We start from the raw sequence: 23,948 nt of genomic DNA, 5'->3' as shown, positions 1-23,948 counted from the left end.
CATTCTCCGGCCCACGCGCGACCCCGCTTCCAGTCGCCCCCACCATGGATGGCCTCGCCCCCCATCATCAGACCCAGTCCCACCAAGGCGGGACCATCCGCCCCTCGGCGAGTGAGCCTTCATCGCGGCTCAATAGAACAAGGTGGGGCGCACACCCATGTCGACTCGCACGGGGAGTGGGCGAGCGCCATCGGCGGTGGTCCCCGCTTCTCGACGGGTCTATCGTGGAGGTCCCCCGGAGGCCCCATTGAGACCGTCCACCTCGCTCCGCCTCGTGGGGCGTCTGCTGCCCCTCGCGCTGCTCGCCCCGCCCGCCCTGGCGCACAACGGCTACCCCGACACCACCAGCCTCACCATCCGCCGCGATCACCCCGAGGACCTGCTGCTCGGGGCCACCTTCGGCGCCATCGTCTCCCACGACCGCGGCAAGAGCTGGAGCTGGCTCTGCCCCGAGGCCCTCTCCTACGGCGGCTGGCGTCCGGAGACCTACCTCTGGCAGCCCGAGGGCACCCTGCTCGCCGTCACCGGCTCGGACCTCATCGTCTCCAAGGACCAGGGCTGCACCTGGAACAAGCACCCCTTCTTCACCCCCCCACGCGCCCGCGACAAGGTGCTCTGGCCCATCGGCCTCGCCTCGCCCGCCTCCCACCCCCAGCGCCTCTGGGTCACCACCGGCCGCTCCGGCACCACCAACGGCCTGTACCGCAGCGACGACAACGGCGAGACGTTCACCCTCACCTCCCTCGCGAGCGACACGGACGTCTACCCGAGCGTGAAGGTGGCGCCCTCGGACCCCACGCGCCTCTACGTGTCCGCGAGCACCCCGGACGGCCTGCGCATCCACCGCAGCGACGACGAGGGCCTCACCTGGACGACCTACCCCCACCCCTTCGCGGACCTCCCCACCAACTCGCGCCCGTATGACCTGTTCGTCCTTCGCGTGGCCGACCACGACCCCGACCGGCTCTGGGCGCGCGTCACCTCCACGGACAGCGCCGGCATCTGGACGTACATCCTGGAGAGCCGCGACGGCGGCCGGACGTTCCGCTCCATCATCCACCCCAGCGGTCAGGCCCATGACGGCCTGGACGAGCCCTTCATCAACATGGAGGTCTCCGCGGACGGCGACACGGCGTGGGCCGCCACCCAGACGCGCCTGTTCCGCGTGCGCGTCGGGGAGACGCGCGCCACCATGCTCGCCCTGCCCGACGGCAACGCCTGCGCCGAGCGCCACGACGGCACGCTCTACGTCTGCGGCGCCTCGCGACTGCACGACTGGGCCCTGGCCACCACGTCTGATGACGGCGACTCGTACACGCCCCTCTTCAACCTGCCCGACATGAAGCCCCCGGCCTGTCCCGCCGGCACACCGGGGCATGACATCTGCCGGAGCCGCTGGCCCCAGTTCGCCCCCACCATCGAGGCCGACCCCACCCTGCCCTCCGAGCCCCCGCCCGACGCGGGCGTGCCGGACGCGGGCCCCTCGGAGCCCCCGGACGCGGGCGGCCCGGACATTCCCGGGGAGCCGCCCCCCGCCCCGACCCCGCCCCCGAAGAAGGGCTGCGCCGCCACGGACGGGGCGCCGCTGCTGCTGCTCGCCCCGCTCGTCCTCGGCCTGTCGCGCCGCTTCCGCCGCACCCACCCGGAGCCCACCCCATGAACGTGAAAGCCTCCAGCACCGTCGGCCTGGCCCTGCTGGCCCTCGTCACCGCCGCCTGCGGGGAGAAGGAACCCGAGGTCACCGCCTGCGCCGAGCCGCTCTACGGCGGCAAGGCCACCGACGAGGCCTGGCACTCCATGGTGGACGTGCGGAACAAGCCCCTGGACACCTCGGGCGCCGTGTACCTGGCGAGCCCCACCGAGGGCGAGGCCTACGCCGCCGACGCGCCCCCGCCCACCTGGGCCTGGGCCCTCCCCGAGGCCTCGCGTACGCCCGCCTCCCCGCCCACGCGCCCCTTCCGGCCCCTCGCGTGGCTCGGCGAGTGGCTCGTCCCCTCGGCCCACGCGCACCTGCCGCCCTACACGGGCGAGCTGTACTGGGTGGAGGTGTTCGCGGGCGGCACCTGCCCCGTGGCGCAGATCCTCACCTCGGAGACCACGTGGACGCCGGACGCCGAGTCCTGGGCCGTCATCGGCCGGCAAGCGGGCCAGCCGCTCACCCTCCAGGTGACGCGCGCCTACCTGCTGCAGAACACCGTCACCGAGGGGCCCTACCGCCTCGACCCGCCCCGGGGCTTCCGCCGGAGCGCGCCATGAAGTCCTTCCTGCTCGCGCGGCTGCTCGCGCCGCTCCTGCTCGGGGCCTGCGCGGACACCGAGCCCACGCTCGACTACGGCCACCCGAACGCCTGGCCCGAGCCCCCCGTCCTGCCGGAACTCGGCGCGGGGCGCATCGTCGTCACCAACAGCATGGACGACACAGTGAGCCTCTTGCCCCTGGACGGCATGGACACGCCGGACTGGGGCGAGCTCGCGCGCGTGCCCGTGGGGCTCAACCCCGTGGAGATGGAGGGGCCGCACCACGCCGCCTTCTCGCCCGCCGGGGACTTCTATTACGTGGGCCTGTCCTACTCGGTGCCCGGCGCGGGCTCGGGGCCGCACGGCGCGCACGGCACCGGCACCGCGGACGGCTACTGCCTCAAGCTGGACGCGCGCACCAACCGGCTCGTGGCCTCCACGCGCGTGGACAGGAACCCCGGCGACCTCGTCATCAGCCGCGACGGGCGCACGCTCTACCAGACCCACTTCGACCTGCTGCGGGTGCAGGAGGTGGCGCGCACGGGCGGCACACGCGCGCAGATGAACGCCACGCTGGTGCTCATCGACACGGACACCATGAAGGTGAAGAAGAAGGTGTCCGTGTGCCCCGCGCCCCACGCGGTGCGCCTGTCCCCGGACGAGACGCGGGCCTATGTCGCCTGCCTCTCGGACGAAATCGCCGTGGTGCGGCTGGACGACCCCGCCTACCCCGTCACGCTCGTGCCCCTGCCCCAGGCCGGCACGCCCGTGTCCCCGCGCCACTCCCCCTATGCGCTCACCGCGTCCCACACGGACGGCCGGGTGTGGGTGAGCACCCTCAATGGATCCACGGTGTACGCCCTGGATCCCGCCACGGGAGGCCTGGTGGCGGAGGGCGCGGTGGTGCCCGAGGGAACGAGCCCCCTGCGGCAGGGGATTCCGATGTTCGGTGACCTGAGCGCGGACGGGAAGACACTGTTCATGCCCTACCAGCGCGTGGAGGCCGTGGCCATCATCGACGTGACCGGCGCCAGGCCTGTCATTAAAGGAACGATCGACCTGGCACCCGAGGGCTGTCTCAACGTGCATCAGGTGACGCTGCTGCCCGAGGGCGACAAGGCCCTGGCGGTGTGCGAGGGAGATCACGTGGGACCGGGAACGCTGCACGTGTTGGCGCTGAAGACGGGCGAGGTCACGAAGACGGTGCGGGTGGGCATCTACCCGGACTCGGTGGGCATCTTGAGGAGAAGGCCATGAGGGCGTGGGCGTGGGTAGCGGTCCTGGGGGTGGGGGTGGGGTGTGGAGGGCCCACGCCGGCACGGGATTTCGGGGAAGCGCTCTTCAAGGATCCCAAGCTCTCGGACAGCCAGTACAACGCCTTCTCGTGCGCCACGTGCCACGCGACGAGCGCGGCCGAGGCCGAGGCGAAGCTGTACACGGGCCTGTCCTTGGAGGGTGCCGCGTCGCGGCCCAACTGGTGGGGCGGCTACGAGGTGCGGCTCATCGACGCGGTGAACTTCTGCTACACGGCCTTCATGCGGGGCACCACGCCCCTGGAGGACGAGGACCCCAAGAGCCGCGCGCTCTACGAGTACCTGGTGAGCCTGAGCCCCCAGAGCACCGCGCCCGCCCAGCCCTTCACGCTCGTGCGCGACATCACCGAGGTGCCGCGCGGGGACAAGACGCGGGGCGAGGAGGTGTACCGCGCCGCGTGCCAGGACTGTCACGGCACGCGCAGCACCGGCGACGGGCGGCTGACCCCGCTGGCGCCCGTGCTGCCCGAGGTGGCCCGGGACTACGCCCAGCTCTTCCCCAACGCCACGCCGGGGCTCGTCTTCATCGAGAAGGTGCGACACGGCCGCTTCTTCGGCGTGGGCGGGAACATGCCGCCCTACAGCCTGGAAGCCCTGTCGGATGCCGACCTGGGCGCACTGCTCTCCTACCTCGGTCTGTGATGCCAACGGCGAGTGCGAGGCCTCGGGCACTCGCGCGCCGTCAGTGTTCACCCCTGTTGTCTGTCTTCCGCGCCCAGCGGCCGGACTGAAGCCAGTCATGTTAGAAAATCCCGGACACCACGTTACCGGGGGGAAGACAGACATGATGGGCACGTCCATGGAGCAGTACGCGGAGCCGTCGTTCAACGCCGCCCAGGAATTGCAGCGGCGGCAGGCCCTGGTGGGGCCGCGCGACACCACGCGGGGCTTTCTCTTCCTCACCGCGCTGGACGTGGTGAAGACGCAGTTGGGCAAACACGCCCACGAGCGGTGCCTCCGGGCGGTGGGCCACACCGCCTTCACCGCCTTCTTCAGCTACCCGGTGTCCGCCTTGCTCGCGTTGAGCTACGCGGCGGCGCAGGAGTTGAGCCTGGAGCAGGGCGGCTTCACCCAGGCCCTGCAGCACCTGGGCTTCCGCGTGGCGCCGCGCTTCCTCGAGTCCACCACGGGCAAGATGTTGATGTCGCTGGTGGGGCGCGACCCCCGGCGCCTGCTGGAGAGCCTGCCCACGGCGTACAAGACGGCGTGGGACCATGGCGGCTGCGCGCTCAAGTGGCTCGGGCCCAAGAGCGGCCGGCTCACGTACACCAACGCCCTGCCGGCGCCCTACTTCGCGGGCTCGGTGCAGCAGATCCTCTTCTCCGCGCGCCTGCGGGGCCAGGTGCTCAGCCGCCAGGTGACCCTGACGGAGAGCACGGTGGACTTCGCCTGGGAGTAGCGCGCCCGGGCGGACCCAGGCGGCGCCGGGGGGCTCACGCCACGCGCGAGTGCCCCGCGCCCGGGGAGGCATGCGGGTAGCGGCCCGAGGCGAGGGACCAGTCGATGTTGGCGCGCATCCACCGGCGCAGGCCCAGCACCAGCCGGGACACGGCGGCGTCGTGCTCGCCGAACGAGGGCAGGCTCGTCTCGCGCACGAGGAAGCAGCGCACGGAGGTGTCGTGCATGCGCACCGCCAGGTCCAGCGCGTCGCGCAGCGTGAGTCCGCGCTCCTCGCGCAGCGAGGACACCAGGTTCGGGTGGAAGGCGTCGCGCGTGTCCTGGGGGAAGGAGAACAAGTCGTTGGCCCAGGCGATGGCGTCCGTGGCCGTGGTCATCAGCCGCGCGAGCGCCGGGTGGGCGAGCACCTCGTCGGGCAGCACGAAGCCCTCCACGGCCTCCACCTGGGTGAACACCATGGACGTGCCCACCGACAGGCGGCGCAGCGCGATGTACGACGCCACGTCCAGGTGCCGCTGCTCGCCGCGCGCCTGGGCCTCGCGCCAGGTGCCGTGGAAGTAGGCGCGGCACGCCTCCACGAAGCGCCACAGCCACGCGCGCGGCATGCGCTCGGCCATGCGCGCGCGCAGGTCCCCGAGCAGCCCCAACAGCGGCGGCGCGTCCGCCGCGGGCACGGCCCCCTGCAACACCGCCAGGGCCCGCCAGTTCTGCTCGCGCACCCAGGCCGCGCACACCTCGCCCTCGTCCACCGCGTCGTCCCAGGCGAAGTTCCAGATGAGGAAGTCGAGCGCCACCCGCAGCCGCTCGGGGCAGGCCGAGGGGTGGCAGCGCGCCAGGAGCTCCGGGAAGCGCGCCGCGCGCAGCTTCTCCAGGAAGGCGGGCCGGGCCTGCGCGCCCAGGTACAGCGCCCAGCGCGCCAGCGCCTCCTCCTCGAGCCGCGGCAGGAGCGGATGCGTTTCCTGGGGAAAGGGACAGAACAACGTGGGTGGCGAATAGGCGATCATCGTGGCTCCCCCCGACTGCGCGTCTGTTGAGGGAAGGCGCGTTCTGCAAGGAGTGGTCCCCCCGCGTGTACCCGCCTCATCCCTCCCCCGGGGACGGGGGTGGACGTCTGGCTTCGTGGGATATCCGTCGCGGCCGGGCTCGCCAGCGGGAGGTGGCCGTGACCCGGCGGGGCCCCCGCCACCCGCCCGGCCCCAGGGCCGGGTCTCCGCCCACTCCTGGACGCCCGCGTCCGGCGCGAGGCGCGAGCGAGGCCCCACCGCTGTCCGGGAGTGAAAGGGCCATCACCCCCCGGCCGGAGCCCGGCGGATTCCGGAGGCCCGGGGGGCGGTTCACCAGCGACCCGGGGCCGCGTGCCTCCTCCTCGGCCAGCGGGCCAGGGCGGGCAGGGCTCGTCCGCCCGCTCGCCGCCCGCCCGTTCTCCTTTGGAAGGGACGACCTACCTTGGGGGAATTCATCAACGAGCGCTCAGGCGCGAGGAGCACCACCATGACCAAGACCATTCGCACCCCGACCTTCGTCGTGTCCGAGCCTGGCCAGTCCGATCGCCGCGAGGAAGAGGCGCGCCAGGACAAGAAGTTGCCGGTGAAGAGCGAGCTGCCCACCACCGGCGTGCGCTACGGCCACGCCCATTCGCAGACCGAGGAGCGCTACCAGCAGCGCCGCGCCGAGTTCGAGATGAAGAAGCGCCTGCAGGCCCAGGAGGAGCAGCAGGCCCAGGTCCAGGCGAAGGAGGAGGTGGAGGAGCGGCAGGCCCAGGAGGTCCCCGAGCAGGAGGCCGCCGAGGTCTCCGCGCCCGAGCGCGTGAAGGAGCTGGCGCTCGAGGCCGTGCGCAGCGTGGTGGACGCCGCCAAGGAGGCCGTGCACGGCCACCCCATCGCCGGGGCGCGCAAGCTCGCCGGGGACGCGGTCAACGGGGCGCGCAAGGTGGCGCGCGAGGTGACCAATCGCTCGGGCGGCAAGCAGTAGGCCCCTGGTCGGCGGGCCCTCGCCCGCCGCCCACACCGTGAGCACCTTGGAGAGACCTGTCTGGAGGAATCATACATGTCCCGTCGACTCACGGTGTTGGTGACCGGCGCCACTGGAAACCAAGGTGGCGCGGTGTCCCGTCTCCTGCTGCAGCGTGGACACCACGTGCTCGCGCTCACCCGCCACCCCCAGGAGCTGGCGGCCCGGGAGCTCGGGAAGCTGGGCGCGGAGGTGGTGCAAGGGGACTTCGATGAGCCCGAAGCGCTGGAGCAGGTGATGTCGGGCGTGGACGCGGTGTTCGCCATGGCCACGCCCGCCGCGGGCCTGGAGGACGAGGTCCGGCACGGGCGGCACCTGGTGGACGCGGCCAAGTTCGCGCGCGTGCCCCACTTCGTCTACTCGTCCGTCGCGGGGGCGGATCAATCCACGGGCGTGCCGCACTTCGAGACGAAGCACGTGGTGGAGCAGCACCTGCGCGCCAGCGCCCTGCCCTACACCATCCTGGCGCCCGTCTTCTTCATGGAGAACTTCGTGGGCCCGCTGTTCGCCCAGCGCATGCACGAGGGCGTGCTGTCCCTGCCGCTGCCGCCCCACCGGGGTTTGCAGATGGTGGCGCTCAAGGACCTGGCCGCGCTGTGCGTGCAGGTGATGGAGCTGGGCGAGGAGTACTTCGGCCGGCGCATCGAGGTCGCCTCGGACGAGGTGACGGGCGAGCAGGCCGCGGCGCTCATCTCCTATATCGCCGAGCGGCGCCTGCGCTACGAGGAGGTGCCGCTGGAGGCGGTGCGCTCGCGCAGCGAGGACCTGATGCGCATGTATGAGTGGTTCGCGCACGAGGGCTACCACGTGCCCATTCCACTGCTGCGCCAGGACTACCCGCGGGTGGGCTGGCACACCTTCGAGGACTGGGCGCGCACGCAGGACTGGAACGCGCTGCTGGGCACCACTTGGCGGGGCGGCACCGCGGCCGAGCCCGCCCTCACCTGACGGCAAGGAAAGCACCCATGTCTCGTCCCATGTCCCCGCGTCCACTCCGTCCCCTGCTCGCGCTGACGGCCCTGGCCGTGGGATGCGTCACCACGCCCACCCTGCGCCCCACCGCCGAGGCGTCCACCACGGCCCAGGGCGTACCCGTGTCCCAGGAGGAGGGGGTGCGGCTGGTGGCGCGGGGAGACGCCTGGAGGGGCGTGCCCTCGGACCTGGGGCGCGTGATGACCCCGGTGCAGGTGCGCCTGGAGAACCACGGCGAGCGCCCCCTGCGCATCGACCCCGCGGACTTCACGCTCGTGGGGGGCTCGCGCTTCGAGTACGCCGCGCTCCAGGGCGAGCAGATCCGGGACGAGAGCCTGACGGGCGTGGGCGGCTCAGGGGACGCGGGGACGCAGAACGGCGTCACCGCGCGGCCCGGGACGGCCTTCGCCTGGGGACCGTGGTTCCGGGGCACCGGCTGGTACAGCCCCATGTACGATCCCTTCTTCAGCCCGTACTCCTATTGGGGCATGGCGCCGCCCGAGCCCCTGCCCACGCGGGACATGCTGCGCGAGGCGCTGCCCCAGGGCACGCTGCCACCGGGCGGCAGCCTCACGGGCTTCCTCTACTTCCAGGGCGTGGGGGAGCGGGAGCGCCAGGTCACCCTGCGCGCGCGCCTCGTGGATGCCCGCACGGGCGAGGCGTTCGGCACGCTCGAGATTCCCTTCGACGTCCGGTCCTGAGTCGCCGGTCCGAGCGTCTCCACTCCGAGCTTCTCCTCGGGGCGCCCCCCGCGCCCCGGTCCTGCCTTCCGCGCGCCTAGTGCAGCAGCGCGGGGCGTTCCATGAACAGCGGCGGATGCGGCAGGAGCGAGTCCTCGCCGATGCGGCCCAGCTTGCGGCGCAGCGCCTCGCCCTTGAACGGCAGACCGAAGGCGGGGGCCACCAGGCACAGATCGAACGCCCCCTCCACGAGCGGCACCAGGCCCACCAGCGCCACCCACCGTCCCGGTCCGGAACTGCGCGCCAGCCCGCCCACCACCAGCGAGGCGCCCGTCAGAATCCGCGTCCAGCGCCCCGATCTCGAAGCCAGCCATCCCATCAGCATTCACACACCTCCCGTATGTCTCGAAAGATGGGCATGCGCCTGGAGGGACGGCACCCGAGACCCGCGCCTCGCGCCCTCCGTGCACCGGTCAACGCCGGTGCCTCGCCCGGCTGCCCTCCCAGTGCCCGAAGCCCCGGGGCGTCCCTATTTTGAGACGGGCGGGAACAAACGGGAGGAGGGCACGGCCTATGGTGGAACCCTCGGAGCTGCGCACGGGCATGCCGGTGTTCACCCATCGCGGGGAGAAGCTCGGCTACGTCGTCGAGGTGACGGACGCGGAGTTCATCGTCGAGCGGGGCATGCTCGTCTGGCGCAAGGGCTACGCGGTGCCCCTGGATGACGTGCGGGAGATCGTCGCCGACGAGGTGTACCTCCACCACGGCCCGGACAGCCTGCTGTCGGGCCCCCGGGAGATCGCGCCCACGGCGCGCCGCACCACGCACTGAGCCGCGGCTCAGGCCTCGAGGTCCAGGCGCCGCGCGGCGTCGTCTCCCCGCACGCCCTGGTACACGTGCCACGCGGCCACCAGATCCTGCCAGGCGGGCCGCATGCCGCCGAAGATGGTGACCTCGGCCACGTCCCGGCGGCCCGGCGCCGCGCCGGCCAGCACCGCGCCGAGCGCCGTGGGCACGGGCGCCTCGCCCAGCACGGCGGCACGCGCGGGCGCGTCACAGAAGAAGGAGGACTGGCGCAGGAGCCCCGGCGCCACCTCGGCCCGACCCGGCCCCTGCGCGCCCAGGGCGGAGATGTGCGTCCCCGCGCGCACCATGCCGGGAAACAGCAGGGGCTCGGCCGAGCCGGTGGCGGTGATGACGACGTCCGCGTCCTCCACCGCCTCCTCCACGGACATGGCGGGCCGCACCGGCAGGTTGAGCGCCTTGTACATGCGGGCGGCGAAGTCCACCCCCCGCACGGGCTGCGCGTCGTACACGCGCACGTGTTGCAGGCCGCGCACCAGCCGCAGGCTCTTGAGCTGCATGGACGCCGAGGGCCCCGCGCCAATCAACGCCACGCGCGAGGCATCCGGCCGGGCGAGCACGTCCGCGGCCAGCGCCCCCACCACGCCCTGGGCCAGGGCCGCCAGGTGCCCGGCCTCCATCACCGCCAGGAGCGCCCCGGTGTCCCGCGCGTACAGGTGCACCACGCCCCGTCCGTCTCCATGCTCGACCTTCACGCTGCACGCGGGAATCCCCGGCAGCGCGCCGGGCAGGGACACCTGGAGCCCCCCCGCGAGCCCCGTGGCGACGGAGGCGGGCGGCGGCTCGTCTCCCGGGCGCGTGGAGTCGGCGCGGAACGCCGCGCGCATCTCCTCCAGGAGGGTGAGGGCATCCATGGCGTGCTGCACATCGGTGCGGGTCAAAAGAAGCGTGCTCATCGCGGGCCACCCTAGCCGGTTTCCCCCCGCCACCGGGGCCCACTGTTCACCCGTGAGCGGATGGACCCGCGAGGGGAACGGCCGGGCGCCCACGGGCGTCGCGTCCGGTAGGGCCGGAAGAGGCCGGAGCGTTCCCCCATGGACATCTTAGGGCCGGGGGGGCCCACTCCGGGGGAGTGCGCGCATGCAGGAGCAGGAATCATTGGCGGCCCGCCCGCCGCATGGCATGGGCGGCCAGGCAAGCACCGCGCTGGGGCGCTTTCTGCGGACGCACGGGGACGCCGTGCGGGCGGAGTGGGCCTCCACCTTGAGCGAGCGCGCACCGGACCTGGCCCTCGAACGCACGCTCTTGTACGACGCCCTGCCCGGCTTCCTCGCGCGCCTGGCGGACGCGACGCCCGCGCCGGGCGATGGCGCCCCCGAGCCCCAGCCCTGCTCCGACGAGCACGCCCTTCAGCGGCTGGAGCAGGGCCTGAGCCTGGAGCACGTCGTCCTGGAGTACACGCTGCTGCGCCGCGCCCTGCACCGGGGCATGCTGCGCGTGGGGCTCCAGCCCGGCCTGGACGAGTTGGAGTGGCTCCACGAGGTGCTGGACCGGGGGCTGGCGCGGGCCACCGCCCTCTACACCCATGTCCACGAGCGCATGCTCGAGGCGCTCGAGCGCGTGTCCGAGGCCACCCTGGCGAGCGAGGACCTCGACGGCTTCCTCCCCAAGTTGCTGCGGGTGCTCCAGGACGCGGTGCCGCCGGTGGACGGCGCCTCCATCCTCCTGCGCGAGGGGGACGGACTGCGGCTGCGCGCGGCGGTGGGCGTGGGCGCCAACGAGGCCCTGGCCATGGGCGTGCAGCTGGGCCTGGACGAGGGGGTGAGCGGCCATGTGGCCCACGCGCGCCGGCCGCTGCTCGTGCACGAGGCCGCGCGGCATCCGGAGCTGCGCTCGGAGCTGGTGCGCCAGTTGGGCGTGCGCGCCGCCTACAGCGTGCCCCTGGAGCACGAGGGCGCGCTCGTGGGGGTGGCGCACATGTGCTCGCGCACCGTGTTCGACTTCAGCCCGTCGGATCAGCTGCTCTTCCGCGTGATCCTGACACGCGCCACCAACTTCATCGTGCAGGCGGAGCTGGCCGGGCGCGAGCGTCAGGCCCGCGCCTCCGCCCAGCGCTCGCTGGCCCAGCTGGCCACGCTGCTCGAGGCCTCCCCGGTGGGCATTGGCCTCCTGGACCGGGAGCTGCGCGTGCAGCACGTCAACGAGGCGCTGGCCCGGCTCAATGGCCCGCCCGTGGCCGAGCACCTGGGCCGCACGCTGCGCGAGGTGGCGCCGCCCTGGGCCGCCGAGCTGCTCGAGCCCCTGTTCCACCAGGTGCTGGACACGGGCCAGCCGGTGTCCAACCACGAGTTCTCACGTCCCCCGCGGCCCGGCGTGGCCGCGTCCCACTGGCTGGGCAACTACTACCCGGTGCGCGGCGGGGAGGGCGCGGTGGTGGGCCTGAGCTGCGTGGTGGTGGACATCACCCGCCAGAAGGAGGTGGAGACGGCCCTGCGCCGCTCGGGCGAGCTGCGCGAGCAGCTCATCGGCGTGGTGGGGCATGACCTGCGCAACCCCCTCAGCGCCATCAGCGCCTCGGCCACGCTCCTGCGGCGCGACGGGACCCTGAGCGCCGCCTCCCAGCGGGGCGTGGAGCGCATCCGCACCAGCGCGGCGCGCATGGCGCGCATGCTCAATGACCTGCTCGACTTCGCGCGCAGCACCCACGGCGGCCTGCCCGTGCAGCGCGAGCGGGTGGATCTGCACGAGCTCTGCCGGGGCGCGCTGGAGGAGCTTCAGGTGGCCCATCCCCGGCGGCGCCTGGAGCTGGAGACCCGGGGCCATGGCGGGGGGTGGTGGGACCCGGACCGGCTCGTCCAGGTGGTGGGCAACCTGGTGGGCAACGCCCTGCACCACGGCGACCCGGACGCGGCGGTCCACGTGCGCGTCCAGGACCTGGGCGATGACGTGGCCCTGTCCGTGCACAACGAGGGCGAGCCCATTCCGGCCGCGCTCCAGGCCACGCTCTTCCAGCCCTTCCGGCCGGGCACCACGGGCAAGGCCGCGCGGCGCAGCGTGGGGCTGGGGCTCTACATCGTGCAGCAGGTGGCGCGAGCGCACGGCGGCGCGGTGGAGGTCCACTCCGCGCCGGGTGAGGGCACCACCTTCACGGTCCGACTGCCGCGGGGCACCGACCCCGCGGGGACCTGACTAACGGCCGTGCCGGCGATGCTGGGAGCGCACGGGCACCGGTACCGGCTGGAGGTGCCCGCCCGACTGATCGTCCTCGTCCCGCACCCCGGCGCGCGCCAGGTGCTTGTCCAGCCGGCCCAGGAGCATGAGCCCCGCCATGCGGAAGTCCGACACGAACGACCACAGCGGGTACTTGAAGGACGCCGGGCGGTTCTTCTCCACGAAGAAGTGGCTCACCCAGGCGAAGCCGTAGCCCGCGAGCGTCGCCGGGAACAGCAGCCCCGCGTTGCCCGTGGCCACCGCCGACCCCGCGGTCAGCACCGCGAGCGACGTGCCGAGGAAGTGCAACCAGCGCGTGCTCGGCAGGGCATGCTCGCGCAGATAGAACGGCCAGAACTCAGCGTAGGTCGGGATTCGCTCAGTCATAGATGGATTCTGCTTCCGGATCCGCCCCGTTCGTCAACCCTCGACGCTCGGACTTTGGCGCTTCGGCATCATTCGTCCTAGGCTGGAAAGGGCCTCGGGGGAGATGCAACGTGAACGACTGGACGCCCAAGCCCATTCCCGCCGCCTCGCTCTCCCGGCTCTCCCTGACCCCCGAGGAAGGTTTCGTCCTGTCCCGGCTGGACGGCAGCACCCCGGTGCGCCACCTCACGGCCCTCACGGGCCTGCCCGCCGAGCGCATCCAGGCCATCCTCGCGCGGCTCATCGCCCAGGGCGCGCTGCTCGACCCGCCCCCGCCCCCCTCCCCGGTGCGTCCCCCGACCGCCGAGGTCATGCCCCCGCCCGAGCTCGCCTGCCCACCCGAGGCGGCCGAGGCGGCCCCCGAGGCGGCCGAGGACCCGGGCGAGGCCGAGGACGAGGCCGCCATGGGCACCTTCCGGCAGCTCTTCGAGCGGCGGCTGCACCCCCTGGCGGCCGATGAGCGGGCGCGGCTCGCCCGGGAGTCCGCGGACCCCGAGCTGTCCGCGCTGTGCTTCGACCCCGTGCCCGCCGTCATCCACTCGGTGATGGAGAACACACGGGTGGGGCTCGCGCACGCGCGGCTCATCGCCCGGCACCACGCCAACCCCGTGGGCCTGGAGGCCCTGTGCGGCCGCGCCGCCTTCGCCGCGGACGCGGGGGTGCGCCGCTGGCTCGTGCGCAACCCCCAGCTGCCCGCGAGCCTCTTCCGGCGCCTGTGGGCCGGGCGTCGGCTGATGGAGCAGTTCAAGGTGGCGGGGGACCGGGACGTGCCCGAGGGCACCCGCCGCACGGCCCGCGAGGTGCTGCGCGCGCGCTTCACCACCGCGCCCGCCGAGGAGCGCGTGGAGCTCATCCTCCTGACCGAGGGCCGCGTGCTCACCGCGCTCTCGGGCCTGCCGGTGGACGGCAAGACGGCCTCGCTGCTCTGTGGCCGCGTCTACCGCTCGCCTGGCCTCATCCAGAACCTCGCGCGCTGGAGCGCCGCGCCCCCCGTGCTCATCGCCCACCTGCTCAAGCAGGAGGCGGTGCGCCGTCAGCCCCAGCTGCGCCTGCTCCTGCAGCGCCACCCCAACGCCCCGGCCGACGCCCGCCGGGAGTAGAGCCCCCTTCCCCGAGTCCGTCATGAAGAAGCCGAAGCCCGCCACCATCGACGCCTACATCGCCGCGCTGCCCGAGGCGGTCCGACCCATCGCCACCCAGGTGCGCGAGGCCATCCGCGAGGCCGCGCCCGACAGCGAGGAGACCATGAAGTACGACATGCCGACGTTCAAGCTCGCCGGCGAGTCACTCATGTACTTCGCCGTCTGGAAGAAGCACGTGGGCCTCTATGCCATCTACCCCGGGGCGGAGGACTTCGAGGCCCGGGTCGGGCCCTACCGCGCCGAGAAGGACACGCTGCAGTTCCCCCTGAACCAGCCCCTGCCGCGCGAGCTCATCACCTACGTGGTGCACGCCCAGCGCGCCCGGCTCGCGCTCAAGAAGTGAACGCGCGGCCCTCGAGCGCCTCGATGGCGGCGCGCACATCCGGGGGCACGGGCACCTTGGCGTGGTCCGTGTAGCGCAGCACCACGAGCACCGTGCCGCCGCGCGCGTAGCGCACGCCCGTGTTCACGTCGTCCACCGCGTACTCCATGGTGATGCTGGTGGTGCCGATGCGGGTGACCCGCACCCCCGCCTCCAACTCCGCCGGGAAGGTGACCGGGCGCAGGTAGTCCACGTTCGCCGTGGCGATGATGGGCCCCAGCCCGTCGTCCAACCGCCGCATGTCGGGCCGCACCAGCCCCACGCGGATCATGTACGCGATACGGGGCGCCTCGAACCAGGTGAGGTAGCGCGCGTTGTTCACGTGGCCGTAGGCATCCAGGTCCACCCAATGGATGGGAAAGCGCACGGAGACGGGGAAGTCGTTCATGGGGCCCATGCACCACGGGCCGACCCGGCGAGGCAACCCGAAACCGCTCCCTCGCTCGCCTGCTCTTCAAACCTGACCCGGGGGAGTTGACCCGGACGCGGCGCCTGCGAGAGCGTGCCCGCACCGTGACAGCACCCGAGCCCGCGCCGCCCGCTTCGAGCCCGCAAGAAGACCCCTCCCGCACGGAGCCCGTGCTCTTCGTGCCCTCGGGCACATCCTCGGGGACGCCTTCGGGCACCACGACGCGGCCCAAGCGGCACGCGGACATGGTGAAGTGGCTGCACCCCGCGCAGCTCATCCGCACGGGCCTGGACGCGCTGGTGGCCGCCGTGTTCGGCGCCCGCGCGGACCACCGCCTCATCGAGGCCGTGGTGCGACCCCAGCCGCTCTACTTCGACTACTCGTCGGAATCCGAGCAGGCCGCGGGCGAGGACTTCTGGCTCGACTACGTCTCGGACACCGGCGACGGGTGGAACCCCACGTACGCCGTGGCGCGACTGCTCGCCCAGCCCTCGCTGTCGCTGGAGGATGGCACGGGCCAGACGCATGCCCTCCCGCGCGGCCGCATCCTCGTGCTCGGCGGCGACCAAGTGTACCCCGGCGCCAGCCGCGACACCTACGAGGAGCGCCTCGTGCAGCCCTATGAGGAGGCCATGGCGCGCTCGCCCGCGCCCAGTCCGGACCTGTTCGCCATTCCCGGCAACCACGACTGGTACGACGGCCTGTCCTCCTTCATGCGGCTGTTCTGCGCCAACCGCTGGCTGGCCGGGCGGCGCACGCGCCAAAGCCGCAGCTACTTCGCGCTCAAGCTGCCCCAGGGCTGGTGGCTCGTAGGCACCGACGTGCAGTTGGAGAACGACATCGACGTGCCCCAGGTGGAGTACTTCCGCCAGCTCGCCACGCACATGGGGCCCACCGACCGCGTCATCCTCTGCAACGCCGAGCCGGCGTGGATCCTCGCCGCCACGAGCCACCGTCCCCGCGGCTACCTGGAGAACAACCTGGACTACCTCCAGGAGAAGGTGTTCGGCCGCCGCATCAGCCTGTTCCTCGCGGGCGACCTGCACCACTACCGGCGGCACGAGGACCCCGACGGCCGGCAGAAGATCACCGCCGGGGGCGGCGGGGCCTTCATGCACCCCACCCACACGCCCAAGGCGGACCAGCTCCGCGACGGCTACACGCTGCGGAAGAGCTTCCCGGACGAGCGGACGTCTCGGAAGCTCGCGCGGCAGAACCTGCTGCTCATCCGCCACAGCCCGCTGTTCGGCTTGCTCACCGGCGCGCTCTACCTGCTGCTCGCGCTGGCCACGTTCACCGAGCTGGGCCACCACGGCCTGGACCGCGTCCCCGACGCCGTGCGCATGGTGGCCGCCTCCATCGTGCACCGGCCCTGGTCGCTCGTGCTGGGCCTGGGCACCCTGGGCGGGATGATCGCCCTGGCGGATCCCGCCTTCGGCCGCCACCGCATGCTCGCGGGCCTGCTGCATGGGAGCGCGCACATCGCCGCGGCCTTCGGCGTGGCGTGGACCTCGCTCTACTTCATCGTCAGCGGGCTGGGCATCTGCGCCGGGGGGCCGGAGATGGGCGTCGCGTTCCTCGACCCCACCGAGGCGGGCTGCGCGGGCTGGGTGCCCCTGTGGACCAAGTTCTTCCTCGGCTGCGGGCTCACCTTCCTGGGCGGCTTCCTCGTGGGCCCGTTCATCATGGGGCTCTATCTCACCGTGAGCGTGAACGTCTTCGGCACGCACTCCAACGAGGCCTTCATCTCGCTGGCCATTCCCGACTGGAAGAACTTCCTGCGCCTGCGCATCGAGCGCTCGGGCCAGCTCACGGTGTACCCCGTGGGCCTGGAGCGGGTGCCGCGCCAGTGGCGCGAGACGGACGCCGGCCCCTACGCCCCCGCCTACGAGCCGGACGACCCCAAGGCCACCGCCCCCGTGCTCATCGAGCCCCCCATCCGGGTGCGTCCCCGGGGCTGAGCCTCCGCGCCGCTCCTCCGCTCGGAGGGCGAGCCGCCTTTTCGCGCAACGCCCGCCCCCGCCCGGCATCCCACGGGTTTCAACGCGCGGAGGAGGTCGGCATGGAGACGCGGAAGATTGGCGCGCTCGAGGCGTCGGTGGTGGGACTGGGCTGCAACAACTTCGGCTGGCGCCTGGACGCCGGGGCCACGAAGACGGTGGTGGACACCGCGCTCGACGCGGGCATCACCTTCTTCGACACGGCGGAGATCTACGGCAACGGCCTGAGCGAGGAGTTCCTCGGCCGGGCGCTCGGCGCGCGTCGGAGCCAGGTGGTGATCGCCACCAAGTTCGGCGCCCGCCGCGACGCGCCTCCCGGCAAGGGCGCGCGCCCCGAGGCCATCCGCGCCGCTGTCGAGGGCAGCCTCCAGCGCCTGGGCACGGACCACATCGACCTGTACCAGCTGCACGTGCCGGACCCCGAGACGCCCATCGCGGACACGCTGGGCGCGCTGGACGAGCTGGTGCGCGCGGGCAAGGTGCGGGAGATCGGCTGCTCGAACTTCTCGGCGGCGCAGCTGCGCGAGACCGCCGCGGGGGTGAAGCCGGGCGCGGCGCGCTTCGTGAGCGTGCAGAACGAGTACAACGTCCTGCACCGCGAGCCCGAGCCCGAGGTGATTCCCGAGATGCAGCGCACGCACCTGGCGCTGCTGCCCTACTTCCCGCTGGCCAGCGGTCTGCTCACGGGCAAGTACCGCCCGGGCCAGGTGGCGCCCGCGGGCAGCCGCCTGAGCGAGGGCGGACTCGCCGACCGCTTCCGCACCGAGGCGAACGTCGCGCGGGTGGAGGCGCTGCACCGCTTCGTGGAGTCGCGCGGGCACACGCTCCTGGAGCTGGCCTTCTCGTGGCTGGTCGCCCGGCCCACGGTGGCGTCGGTGATCGCGGGCGCCACCTCGGCCGAACAGGTGCGCGCCAACGTGGCCGCGGCGGGCTGGCGGCTCACCGCCGACGACCTGGCCCAGGTGGACGCCCTCATCCGGGCTTGAGACGAGAGGACACACACATGGCCAAGGGTTCTGTTTTCGGGGGCAAGGCCCAGGGGCTCCGGCTGGAGCGCATGGCCGCCTCACGCCTGTTCCGCGAGGGCTTCTTCCACAACACCACGGGCGTGGGCTCGGGGCTCAAGCCCGGCACGACGTTCTCCACGCTGGGCGAGTTCTTCCGCGGCGGCACCGCGCGCACGCCCCCGGGGCTCCTGCCCACGGACAGCCCGCTCGCGGCCTGGACGCGCCCCGCGGAGACGGGCCTGAGGGCCACGTGGCTCGGCCACTCCACGGTGCTCCTGGAGGTGGACGGCCTGCGCGTGCTGACGGATCCCGTCTGGGGCGAGCGCGCCTCGCCCTCGGCCTTCATGGGGCCCCGGCGCTTCCAACCCATGCCGGTGACGCTCGCCGAGCTGCCGCCCCTGGACGCGGTCATCGTCTCGCACGACCACTACGACCACCTGGACCACCCCACCATCCTGGAGCTGGCGCGCACGCCGGTGCCCTTCTTCACGTCCCTGGGCGTGGGCGCGCACCTGGAGGCCTGGGGCGTGCCCCCCGAGCGCATCACCGAGCTGGACTGGTGGGAGTCCGCCGAGATTGGTGGGGGCCGCATCACCGCCGCGCCCTCGCAGCACTTCTCCGGACGGGGCCTGGAGCGCAACCGCACCCTCTGGTCCTCCTTCGTCGTGGAGGGCCCGCGCCACAAGGTCTTCTTCAGCGGGGACACGGGGCTCACCGAGGAGTACGCGGAGATCCGCCAGCGGCTCGGCCCGTTCGACCTGGTGATGCTGGAGGTGGGCGCCTGGCACCCGTCCTGGGGCGACATCCACCTGGGGCCGGAGAACGCGCTCCAGGCGCTGGAGCTGCTCGGGGGCGGCCTGCTGCTGCCGGTGCACTGGGGCACCTTCAACCTGGCGCTTCACGCCTGGGACGAGCCGGCCGAGACCCTGGTGCGCCTGGGCGCCGAGCGCGGCACCCGCCTGGTGATGCCGCGCGCGGGCACCGCGGTCGAGCCCTCGCGGGTGGAGGGCGTCGACCCGTGGTGGCGCACCGTCACGCGACGGTGAGGATCTCCGCGCCCGTGTCCGTCACGAGCAGCGTGTGCTCGAACTGGGCCGTGCGGCTGCCGTCCGCCGTGACGGCCGTCCACCCGTCGTCCCACTGGCGGTGGTGCCAGTGGCCCAGGGTGATCATCGGCTCCACGGTGAACGTCATGCCCGGCTCCATGATCGTCTTGGCCTCCGGGTCGTAGTGGTGGGGAATCTGCAGCGAGCTGTGGAAGCGCTCGCCGATGCCGTGGCCGCAGTAGGCGCGCACCACGCCCATCTTGTGCGCGGTGGCGTGCGCCTCGATCGCCCGGCCAATGTCGTTGATGGGCCGGCCCGGCTTCACCGCCTCGATGCCGCGCATGAGGCACTCGCGCGTCACCTGCACCAGCCGCTGGCTGTCCTCGTCCACGTTGCCGACGAAGTACGTGGCCGAGCAGTCCCCGTGCACCCCATCCAGGTAGATGGTGATGTCCAGGTTGACGATGTCCCCGTCCTCCAGCGCCCGGTTGTCCGGGATGCCGTGGCAGATGACCTCGTTGACCGAGGTGCACAGGGACTTGGGGAAGCCGTGGTAGTTGAGCGGGCTCGGGTAGCCGCCGCGCTTGATGTACTCCTCGTGCGCGAGGGCGTCGATCTCGTCGGTGGTGATGCCGGGGCGCAGGAAGGTGCTCGTCACGTTCAGCACCTCGGCGGCGGCCTTGCAGGCGCGGCGCATGCGGGCGATGACGTCCGCGTTCTTCACCTCGGGCGGCAGCGGGCCCCGGGCGGGACGGCCCGTGGCGGCGTAGTCCGGACGCGGGATGTGGGCGGGGACCGGCCGCATGGGGCTGATGATGCCCGGCCGCACGCCCCGCGCGGGCGCGTCGGGACCGCGCCGACGGGCTTCCACGGTGTCCGCGCCCCGATGGCACTTCTTGTACTTGGAGCCACTGCCGCACCAACACACGTCGTTGGGCTTGGGCAGGACAGCGGGTGGGACTCGGGCGGTGGAGACGTCGGTCATGACAGGGAGCTATAACCGCTGGCTCCGGGCGAAACCACCCCCTGTGTGGGCCGCGTCCGCCCGCCCGCGGGTCAGTGGGGCACCCCTCCGGGGACGCACGGGGAGGACGTGCACCCGGGGACGGGGACCTCGAGTCCGGTGTCCGCGTCGTCTCCCGTGCCTCCCGGCAGCCCGTCCGCCCCGAGGCTCTCGACCCTGGCTCCTCCCTCGTGGAGCGAATAGGCGTAGGGGCGCCCCCAGGAGTCGACGAGGTGCTCGGCCCCCACCTGGTGCGCCGCGACGAGTGCCTGGAGCCCCTCCTGGAGGGTCGGGAAACGCTGGTGGGCCTCGTGGTAGCGCCGCAAGGCGTGCTGGAGGTTCTTGAGCCCGAGTCCGGTGGAGTCCTTGGCGAGGTCGGAGTGGTAGCGCTCCATGACCTGGATCATCCCGACGGCGAAGGCCGACCCGAGCAGCATGAGCACGCCCACCACGACGAGAAGGGGCCGGAGGTTCCGGCGGAGCCAGGGAGTCATTCTTGGAGGCTTATCAAGCCACGTGCCAACCCCTACCCTCCCGGGTATGCCACCGCGCCCCTACCGCATCGAGGTTCTCGACCCGGTCCTCGCCGACCTGCACCGTCGGCTCGACACGACCCGCTTCCCCGAGCCCCTGCCGGGAGCCCCCTGGGCCCACGGCGCCGACGTCACGTACGTGCGCGAGCTGTGCGCGCACTGGCGCCACAAGTACGACTGGCGCGTGCACGAAGCGGCGCTCAACCGCTGGCCGCAGTTCCTGTGCGAGGTGGACGGCGTGGACCTCCACTTCTGGCATGTCCGGGGCCAGGGGCCCGCGCCCGTGCCCCTGTTGCTCAGCCATGGCTGGCCCGGGTCCATCTACGAGTTCCACCACCTCATCGGCCCCCTGACGAACCCCGCCGGGCACGGCGGCGACGCGGCGGACGCCTTCGACGTGGTGATTCCCGCGCTGCCCGGCTTCGGCTTTGGCGGCAAGCCCCGGGACGAGGGCTGGAGTCCCAAGCGCATCGCGGCGGCGTTCGACCAGCTCATGACGCGGGAGCTGGGCTACGCGCGCTACGGCGCCCAGGGCGGGGACTGGGGCAGCCACATCACCATGGAGTTGGGCGTGAACCATGCCCCGCACCTGCTGGGCATCCACCTCAACATGGCCATGGCCACGCCGCCCGAAGGCCAGGAGGACACCGAGGAGTCGCGGGCCGCGCTGAAGGCGGGCGCGGAATGGGAGAAAGCCGAGGCCGCCTACAAACACCAGCAGGGCACCAAGCCGATGTCGGTCGCGCTCGGCCAGGCGGACTCCCCGGCGGGGCTCGCCGCGTGGATCGTCGAGAAGTTCCGGAGGTGGAGCGACTGCGACGGGGACGTGGAGCGCGTCTTCACCAAGGACTGGCTGCTCACGAACCTGATGTTCTACTGGGCGCCCAACAGCATCGCGAGCGCGGCCAACATCTACTTCGAGGCGAACCGGCGCGGGCCGGACCTGAGCTCGCCGGTGCGGGTGCCCACGGCGGTGGCGAACTTCCCCAAGGAGCTGCGGCCCATGCCCCGGAGTTGGCTGGAGGCGCGGTTCGACCTGCGGCGCTACACGAAGATGCCACGAGGTGGCCACTTCGCCGCCGTGGAGGCGCCGGAGCTGTTGCTCGAGGACGTGCGCGCGTTCTTCCGCACGCTCCGTTAGCCCTCGCTGAAGAGGTCCGCGTCCTCCGCCTCGCCGCCGGAGAGGCCGTCCGCGCCGAGGGTCCAAAGCAGGGGGCCCCACGGGTGGAGGGTATGCCCATAGGGATTCCCCCAGGGGTCGACGGGGAGCCGCTCGAGGAGTCCGGCCTTCACGAGCGGCTGGAAGCCCTCGGCCGTGGTGGGGTAGCGCTGATGGGTCGTGTGGTGTTGCTTCAAGGCATTCCGGAGGGTTCGGATGTCCATGCGCGCCCTGTCCACCTTCGCCTCGACGAGCATGGGGAAGGGATGGACGGAGAGCCAGGCAGCGAGGCACAGCAGGCCGCCCAGCACGAGGCAGGTCAGGAGGGCCAGGGTGGCCAGGACAAAGCGCACCACATCGCGCGCCCACGCCGTCCAGTTCGGCTTCGGGTGACTGGAGATCATGCCCCATGTTTTTCAAGCCCCAGGCCAGCGGCTCGTTCGAGAGACGTGCCTCCCGCGAGCCGCCGCATCTGTCCGGCGCCCCCGGAGCACCGATGACAATCCGTCAACGCGCGCGCGGGAGTGCCGTGGGCATGGGCGTGACAGTGCTTTTGGGAGCGTGGCTCACGGCGTGTTACGCATGGGACTCGGCCACGAGCGCCTGTCAGCGCACGCCCGCCTACTGCGCCACTCTCGCGGGCGAGGAGAGCGTGGTGCCGCTCGTGCGCGGCGGCGCCGAAGTCGCCTCGCTCTCGGCCGTCCACCGCCTGCTGTCTCGCGACACCCTCTCCCACGTGGAAGAGGCCCTCGTCGCCTGCGCCGAGTCCGCCAACGCCGAGGTCAACCTCCAGCACTTCGGTGGCCAGAGCCCGTCACGCCCACAGTGCCAGGAAGTCCTGCATGTCGACCCGTGCGGCGTCTCCGTGACGCGCGCCATGCGTCTGGGTCAGGAGAAGCACCACCTGGCGCTCCTGTGCGCCCAGGAGCAACTGGGCGCGCTCATCCCCGGACGCTTCGCCCTGGAGCCGCGCTACCGCCAGGACCCGGCCACCGGCCGCACCCACCTCGTCTCCGAGCAGGAGGCCCGCCGCCTCCTGCAGACGGGCTGCGGCGAGGACATCAAGGGCACCCTCCGCCCAGACGTCGTCCTCCACTCCGGCGACCCCCTTCTCGTCCAAGCCGTCTACGACTTCAAGTTCCCCTGTCCTTCGACCAATGAACCGTTTTGGCGGGAGTACATTGAAGGACCCCATCAGGGCGCCCATCAAGGTGCGGTATACGCCCGTCGGCTCCAGACAGAGGCGGCCCTCATCTCGCCCAGGTGGGGCGTGCATCGGAGAGTGCGACGACCATGACGCCCAACCTTCCGTACCTCCGCGTCCAGGCACGCAACGGAGAGTTCCTCGTCCGAGACGGCCTGAGCCTCTGCTTCTACATGCGACAGCCGCATGAGGACATCGCCGCGGCGGTCATGGAGGCGCTGGCGCACTACCTTCGCGCGGTGGGCGAGTCCGCGCTCGGCTGGTACGTGGACCCGGAAGGCGATTGGCAGGAGCTCGATGCCGCGGGCTGGGCGTACATCCATCAGCACATGAGGGACAGCAGTCCGCTCCTCACGCTCAAGGACACGCCAGGCGGCGCGGGTCCCTACCGCTTCGAGTACCACGGCAAATCACCCCACACGCCCCTCGTCCTCCAGGAGCCCGATGCGGTCAGCGCCGTCGAGTTCTGGCTGCCCACGGAGATCCTGCACGAGCGCGGTTCGCCCTGGGTGCGGGAGTTGGCGCTGGAGCTGGGTGCCCGCCTGCCGTTCACCTCGGGACACGTGGGACTGTCGTTCAACGCCTTGGATCAACTCGCGGGCGTGTCGCGCGAACTCCTGCCGTGGTGCTTCCGCCATCCCGGCATGAGTCCGAGAGAGAGTGAACGGCTCTCCTGGAAACTCGGCACGCGAGTGCCGGGCGTGCACTGGCTCACATTCCTGAGCCAGCCCGTGCTCGGCGAACTGGGCGGCGCCTCGGGGCTGCGCGCCCGCCTCGTCTCTCCCGGCATCTCCGTGCACGAGCTCGACCCCCAGCGTGTCCTGCTCACCCTGGGCGCCGAGCCCGACGCCGGTGACACCTCCTCGGGCCACCCCCTCCCCTTGCATCGAGAGGTCGCTCGCCTCCTGGAGCCCTGGCTCTTCCACCGCCCACTTCCCTGGGGTGGCTTCTCCCCCGAGGACCTGCGCCGCTGGGAGCGCCGCTTCCTCGACTGAGCATGCGCTCGACCCTTT

Annotated in this window: 26 protein-coding genes; 18 read left to right on the top strand and 8 right to left on the bottom strand. The window is 72.3% G+C overall.

From position 1 onward, the window contains the following. Positions 1-247 precede the first annotated feature (247 nt). The 5 genes from I3V78_RS05315 to I3V78_RS05295 all read left to right on the top strand — a co-directional run bounded on the left by I3V78_RS05315 (position 248) and on the right by I3V78_RS05295 (position 4,949). Positions 248-1,660, top strand: a complete 1,413-nt coding sequence (locus tag I3V78_RS05315; protein ID WP_204485227.1) for a WD40/YVTN/BNR-like repeat-containing protein — start codon at positions 248-250, stop codon at positions 1,658-1,660. Next, the gene (locus I3V78_RS05310) at positions 1,657-2,256 is read left to right on the top strand and encodes a hypothetical protein (protein ID WP_204485226.1); all 600 of its coding nucleotides are present in this window, start codon (positions 1,657-1,659) and stop codon (positions 2,254-2,256) included. Before I3V78_RS05315 ends, I3V78_RS05310 begins: the two co-directional genes overlap by 4 nt. Further along, entirely contained in the window at positions 2,253-3,494 is a 1,242-nt protein-coding gene (locus tag I3V78_RS05305) for a YncE family protein (protein WP_204485225.1), read from the top strand. Before I3V78_RS05310 ends, I3V78_RS05305 begins: the two co-directional genes overlap by 4 nt. Next, positions 3,491-4,192 (top strand): c-type cytochrome, encoded by a 702-nt coding sequence (locus tag I3V78_RS05300; RefSeq protein WP_204485224.1) that lies wholly within the window; start codon positions 3,491-3,493, stop codon positions 4,190-4,192. The genes I3V78_RS05305 and I3V78_RS05300 overlap by 4 nt, the downstream gene beginning before the upstream one ends. Positions 4,193-4,334: 142 nt before the next feature. Then, the gene (locus I3V78_RS05295; RefSeq protein ID WP_204485223.1) at positions 4,335-4,949 is read left to right on the top strand and encodes a TIGR02265 family protein; all 615 of its coding nucleotides are present in this window, start codon (positions 4,335-4,337) and stop codon (positions 4,947-4,949) included. Positions 4,950-4,983: 34 nt separating this feature from the next. Here I3V78_RS05295 and I3V78_RS05290 read toward each other — a convergent pair whose 3' ends face one another. Then, positions 4,984-5,952, bottom strand: a complete 969-nt coding sequence (locus tag I3V78_RS05290) for a terpene synthase family protein (RefSeq protein WP_204485222.1) — start codon at positions 5,950-5,952, stop codon at positions 4,984-4,986. Positions 5,953-6,439: 487 nt separating this feature from the next. Here I3V78_RS05290 and I3V78_RS05285 point away from each other — a divergent pair, with 487 nt between their 5' ends. The 3 genes from I3V78_RS05285 (at position 6,440) to I3V78_RS05275 (ending at position 8,631) form a co-directional block, all read left to right on the top strand. Next, positions 6,440-6,919: a hypothetical protein gene (locus tag I3V78_RS05285; protein ID WP_204485221.1), complete on the top strand. Its 480-nt coding sequence runs from the start codon at positions 6,440-6,442 to the stop codon at positions 6,917-6,919. A gap of 75 nt (positions 6,920-6,994) precedes the next feature. Beyond that, positions 6,995-7,906: an NmrA/HSCARG family protein gene (locus I3V78_RS05280; protein WP_204485220.1), complete on the top strand. Its 912-nt coding sequence runs from the start codon at positions 6,995-6,997 to the stop codon at positions 7,904-7,906. A gap of 17 nt (positions 7,907-7,923) precedes the next feature. Next, positions 7,924-8,631 carry a hypothetical protein gene (locus I3V78_RS05275; protein WP_239576306.1) on the top strand — a complete coding sequence of 236 codons (708 nt, stop codon included), beginning with the start codon at positions 7,924-7,926 and terminating at the stop codon, positions 8,629-8,631. Between the two features lie 76 nt (positions 8,632-8,707). On the opposite strand, the gene I3V78_RS05270 is transcribed toward I3V78_RS05275, so the two are convergent. Then, positions 8,708-8,995 carry a YgaP family membrane protein gene (locus tag I3V78_RS05270; protein ID WP_204485219.1) on the bottom strand — a complete coding sequence of 96 codons (288 nt, stop codon included), beginning with the start codon at positions 8,993-8,995 and terminating at the stop codon, positions 8,708-8,710. 188 nt (positions 8,996-9,183) lie between these two features. Between I3V78_RS05270 and I3V78_RS05265 the strand changes: the two genes are divergently transcribed. Continuing rightward, positions 9,184-9,441, top strand: coding sequence for a PRC-barrel domain-containing protein (locus I3V78_RS05265; RefSeq protein WP_204485218.1), 258 nt, complete (start codon positions 9,184-9,186; stop codon positions 9,439-9,441). An 8-nt stretch (positions 9,442-9,449) separates the two neighbouring features. On the opposite strand, the gene I3V78_RS05260 is transcribed toward I3V78_RS05265, so the two are convergent. Beyond that, positions 9,450-10,370 (bottom strand): ornithine cyclodeaminase family protein, encoded by a 921-nt coding sequence (locus I3V78_RS05260; protein WP_204485217.1) that lies wholly within the window; start codon positions 10,368-10,370, stop codon positions 9,450-9,452. Positions 10,371-10,554: 184 nt separating this feature from the next. On the opposite strand from I3V78_RS05260, the gene I3V78_RS05255 reads away from it, so the two are divergent. Continuing rightward, on the top strand, positions 10,555-12,603 hold the full coding sequence (locus tag I3V78_RS05255) for a sensor histidine kinase (protein ID WP_204485216.1): 2,049 nt from the start codon (positions 10,555-10,557) through the stop codon (positions 12,601-12,603). On the opposite strand, the gene I3V78_RS05250 is transcribed toward I3V78_RS05255, so the two are convergent. Then, complete coding sequence (locus tag I3V78_RS05250; protein WP_204485215.1) at positions 12,604-13,011, bottom strand: Mpo1-like protein; 408 nt, start codon at positions 13,009-13,011, stop codon at positions 12,604-12,606. It lies immediately after the preceding gene. Positions 13,012-13,121: 110 nt separating this feature from the next. Between I3V78_RS05250 and I3V78_RS05245 the strand changes: the two genes are divergently transcribed. Together I3V78_RS05245 and I3V78_RS05240 are read left to right on the top strand one after the other, a co-directional pair. Then, positions 13,122-14,150: a hypothetical protein gene (locus I3V78_RS05245; RefSeq protein WP_204485214.1), complete on the top strand. Its 1,029-nt coding sequence runs from the start codon at positions 13,122-13,124 to the stop codon at positions 14,148-14,150. A gap of 22 nt (positions 14,151-14,172) precedes the next feature. Further along, complete coding sequence (locus I3V78_RS05240) at positions 14,173-14,535, top strand: iron chaperone (RefSeq protein ID WP_204485213.1); 363 nt, start codon at positions 14,173-14,175, stop codon at positions 14,533-14,535. Here the strand turns inward: I3V78_RS05240 and I3V78_RS05235 are convergent. Further along, complete coding sequence (locus I3V78_RS05235; RefSeq protein WP_204485212.1) at positions 14,525-14,962, bottom strand: acyl-CoA thioesterase; 438 nt, start codon at positions 14,960-14,962, stop codon at positions 14,525-14,527. The genes I3V78_RS05240 and I3V78_RS05235 overlap by 11 nt on opposite strands. A gap of 266 nt (positions 14,963-15,228) precedes the next feature. Between I3V78_RS05235 and I3V78_RS05230 the strand changes: the two genes are divergently transcribed. From I3V78_RS05230 to I3V78_RS05220, 3 genes are all read left to right on the top strand, one after another. Next, positions 15,229-16,944: a metallophosphoesterase gene (locus I3V78_RS05230; protein ID WP_204496503.1), complete on the top strand. Its 1,716-nt coding sequence runs from the start codon at positions 15,229-15,231 to the stop codon at positions 16,942-16,944. 101 nt (positions 16,945-17,045) lie between these two features. Beyond that, entirely contained in the window at positions 17,046-17,969 is a 924-nt protein-coding gene (locus I3V78_RS05225; protein ID WP_204485211.1) for an aldo/keto reductase, read from the top strand. Positions 17,970-17,986: 17 nt separating this feature from the next. Further along, complete coding sequence (locus tag I3V78_RS05220) at positions 17,987-19,036, top strand: MBL fold metallo-hydrolase (protein WP_204485210.1); 1,050 nt, start codon at positions 17,987-17,989, stop codon at positions 19,034-19,036. On the opposite strand, the gene map is transcribed toward I3V78_RS05220, so the two are convergent. Then, positions 19,023-20,021: a type I methionyl aminopeptidase gene (map, locus tag I3V78_RS05215; protein WP_204485209.1), complete on the bottom strand. Its 999-nt coding sequence runs from the start codon at positions 20,019-20,021 to the stop codon at positions 19,023-19,025. The two genes, I3V78_RS05220 and map, sit on opposite strands and share 14 nt — an antisense overlap. Positions 20,022-20,092: 71 nt before the next feature. Continuing rightward, positions 20,093-20,533: a type II secretion system protein GspG gene (locus tag I3V78_RS05210; protein WP_204485208.1), complete on the bottom strand. Its 441-nt coding sequence runs from the start codon at positions 20,531-20,533 to the stop codon at positions 20,093-20,095. A gap of 46 nt (positions 20,534-20,579) precedes the next feature. Here I3V78_RS05210 and I3V78_RS05205 point away from each other — a divergent pair, with 46 nt between their 5' ends. Beyond that, a complete protein-coding gene (locus tag I3V78_RS05205) occupies positions 20,580-21,713 on the top strand; it encodes an epoxide hydrolase family protein (RefSeq protein WP_204485207.1) in 1,134 nt (377 codons plus the stop codon). On the opposite strand, the gene I3V78_RS05200 is transcribed toward I3V78_RS05205, so the two are convergent. Then, complete coding sequence (locus I3V78_RS05200; protein WP_204485206.1) at positions 21,710-22,135, bottom strand: type II secretion system protein GspG; 426 nt, start codon at positions 22,133-22,135, stop codon at positions 21,710-21,712. The genes I3V78_RS05205 and I3V78_RS05200 overlap by 4 nt on opposite strands. Before the next feature lie 131 nt (positions 22,136-22,266). Here I3V78_RS05200 and I3V78_RS05195 point away from each other — a divergent pair, with 131 nt between their 5' ends. Further along, positions 22,267-23,028: a hypothetical protein gene (locus I3V78_RS05195; protein WP_204485205.1), complete on the top strand. Its 762-nt coding sequence runs from the start codon at positions 22,267-22,269 to the stop codon at positions 23,026-23,028. Beyond that, positions 23,025-23,930 (top strand): type VI immunity family protein, encoded by a 906-nt coding sequence (locus I3V78_RS05190; protein WP_204485204.1) that lies wholly within the window; start codon positions 23,025-23,027, stop codon positions 23,928-23,930. The genes I3V78_RS05195 and I3V78_RS05190 overlap by 4 nt, the downstream gene beginning before the upstream one ends. Positions 23,931-23,948: the final 18 nt, after the last annotated feature.

Origin of the sequence: Archangium primigenium (genome assembly GCF_016904885.1) — a bacterium.
GTDB lineage: Bacteria > Myxococcota > Myxococcia > Myxococcales > Myxococcaceae > Cystobacter > Cystobacter primigenius.
Note: the sequence above shows the minus strand (reverse complement) of the source record. Positions and strands in the feature narration are given on the sequence as shown.

Coding starts and splice junctions, on each gene's coding strand:
- I3V78_RS05260 (WP_204485217.1), bottom strand. CDS start 10,370: ATGAGCACGCTTCTTTTGACCCGCACCGATGTGCAGCACGCCATGGAT.
- map (WP_204485209.1), bottom strand. CDS start 20,021: ATGACCGACGTCTCCACCGCCCGAGTCCCACCCGCTGTCCTGCCCAAG.
- I3V78_RS05300 (WP_204485224.1), top strand. CDS start 3,491: ATGAGGGCGTGGGCGTGGGTAGCGGTCCTGGGGGTGGGGGTGGGGTGT.
- I3V78_RS05310 (WP_204485226.1), top strand. CDS start 1,657: ATGAACGTGAAAGCCTCCAGCACCGTCGGCCTGGCCCTGCTGGCCCTC.
- I3V78_RS05250 (WP_204485215.1), bottom strand. CDS start 13,011: ATGACTGAGCGAATCCCGACCTACGCTGAGTTCTGGCCGTTCTATCTG.
- I3V78_RS05230 (WP_204496503.1), top strand. CDS start 15,229: ATGGTGAAGTGGCTGCACCCCGCGCAGCTCATCCGCACGGGCCTGGAC.
- I3V78_RS05225 (WP_204485211.1), top strand. CDS start 17,046: ATGGAGACGCGGAAGATTGGCGCGCTCGAGGCGTCGGTGGTGGGACTG.
- I3V78_RS05255 (WP_204485216.1), top strand. CDS start 10,555: ATGCAGGAGCAGGAATCATTGGCGGCCCGCCCGCCGCATGGCATGGGC.
- I3V78_RS05290 (WP_204485222.1), bottom strand. CDS start 5,952: ATGATCGCCTATTCGCCACCCACGTTGTTCTGTCCCTTTCCCCAGGAA.
- I3V78_RS05195 (WP_204485205.1), top strand. CDS start 22,267: ATGGGCGTGACAGTGCTTTTGGGAGCGTGGCTCACGGCGTGTTACGCA.
- I3V78_RS05220 (WP_204485210.1), top strand. CDS start 17,987: ATGGCCAAGGGTTCTGTTTTCGGGGGCAAGGCCCAGGGGCTCCGGCTG.
- I3V78_RS05295 (WP_204485223.1), top strand. CDS start 4,335: ATGATGGGCACGTCCATGGAGCAGTACGCGGAGCCGTCGTTCAACGCC.
- I3V78_RS05275 (WP_239576306.1), top strand. CDS start 7,924: ATGTCTCGTCCCATGTCCCCGCGTCCACTCCGTCCCCTGCTCGCGCTG.
- I3V78_RS05190 (WP_204485204.1), top strand. CDS start 23,025: ATGACGCCCAACCTTCCGTACCTCCGCGTCCAGGCACGCAACGGAGAG.
- I3V78_RS05235 (WP_204485212.1), bottom strand. CDS start 14,962: ATGAACGACTTCCCCGTCTCCGTGCGCTTTCCCATCCATTGGGTGGAC.
- I3V78_RS05200 (WP_204485206.1), bottom strand. CDS start 22,135: ATGATCTCCAGTCACCCGAAGCCGAACTGGACGGCGTGGGCGCGCGAT.
- I3V78_RS05265 (WP_204485218.1), top strand. CDS start 9,184: ATGGTGGAACCCTCGGAGCTGCGCACGGGCATGCCGGTGTTCACCCAT.
- I3V78_RS05280 (WP_204485220.1), top strand. CDS start 6,995: ATGTCCCGTCGACTCACGGTGTTGGTGACCGGCGCCACTGGAAACCAA.
- I3V78_RS05205 (WP_204485207.1), top strand. CDS start 20,580: ATGCCACCGCGCCCCTACCGCATCGAGGTTCTCGACCCGGTCCTCGCC.
- I3V78_RS05270 (WP_204485219.1), bottom strand. CDS start 8,995: ATGCTGATGGGATGGCTGGCTTCGAGATCGGGGCGCTGGACGCGGATT.
- I3V78_RS05285 (WP_204485221.1), top strand. CDS start 6,440: ATGACCAAGACCATTCGCACCCCGACCTTCGTCGTGTCCGAGCCTGGC.
- I3V78_RS05210 (WP_204485208.1), bottom strand. CDS start 20,533: ATGACTCCCTGGCTCCGCCGGAACCTCCGGCCCCTTCTCGTCGTGGTG.
- I3V78_RS05240 (WP_204485213.1), top strand. CDS start 14,173: ATGAAGAAGCCGAAGCCCGCCACCATCGACGCCTACATCGCCGCGCTG.
- I3V78_RS05305 (WP_204485225.1), top strand. CDS start 2,253: ATGAAGTCCTTCCTGCTCGCGCGGCTGCTCGCGCCGCTCCTGCTCGGG.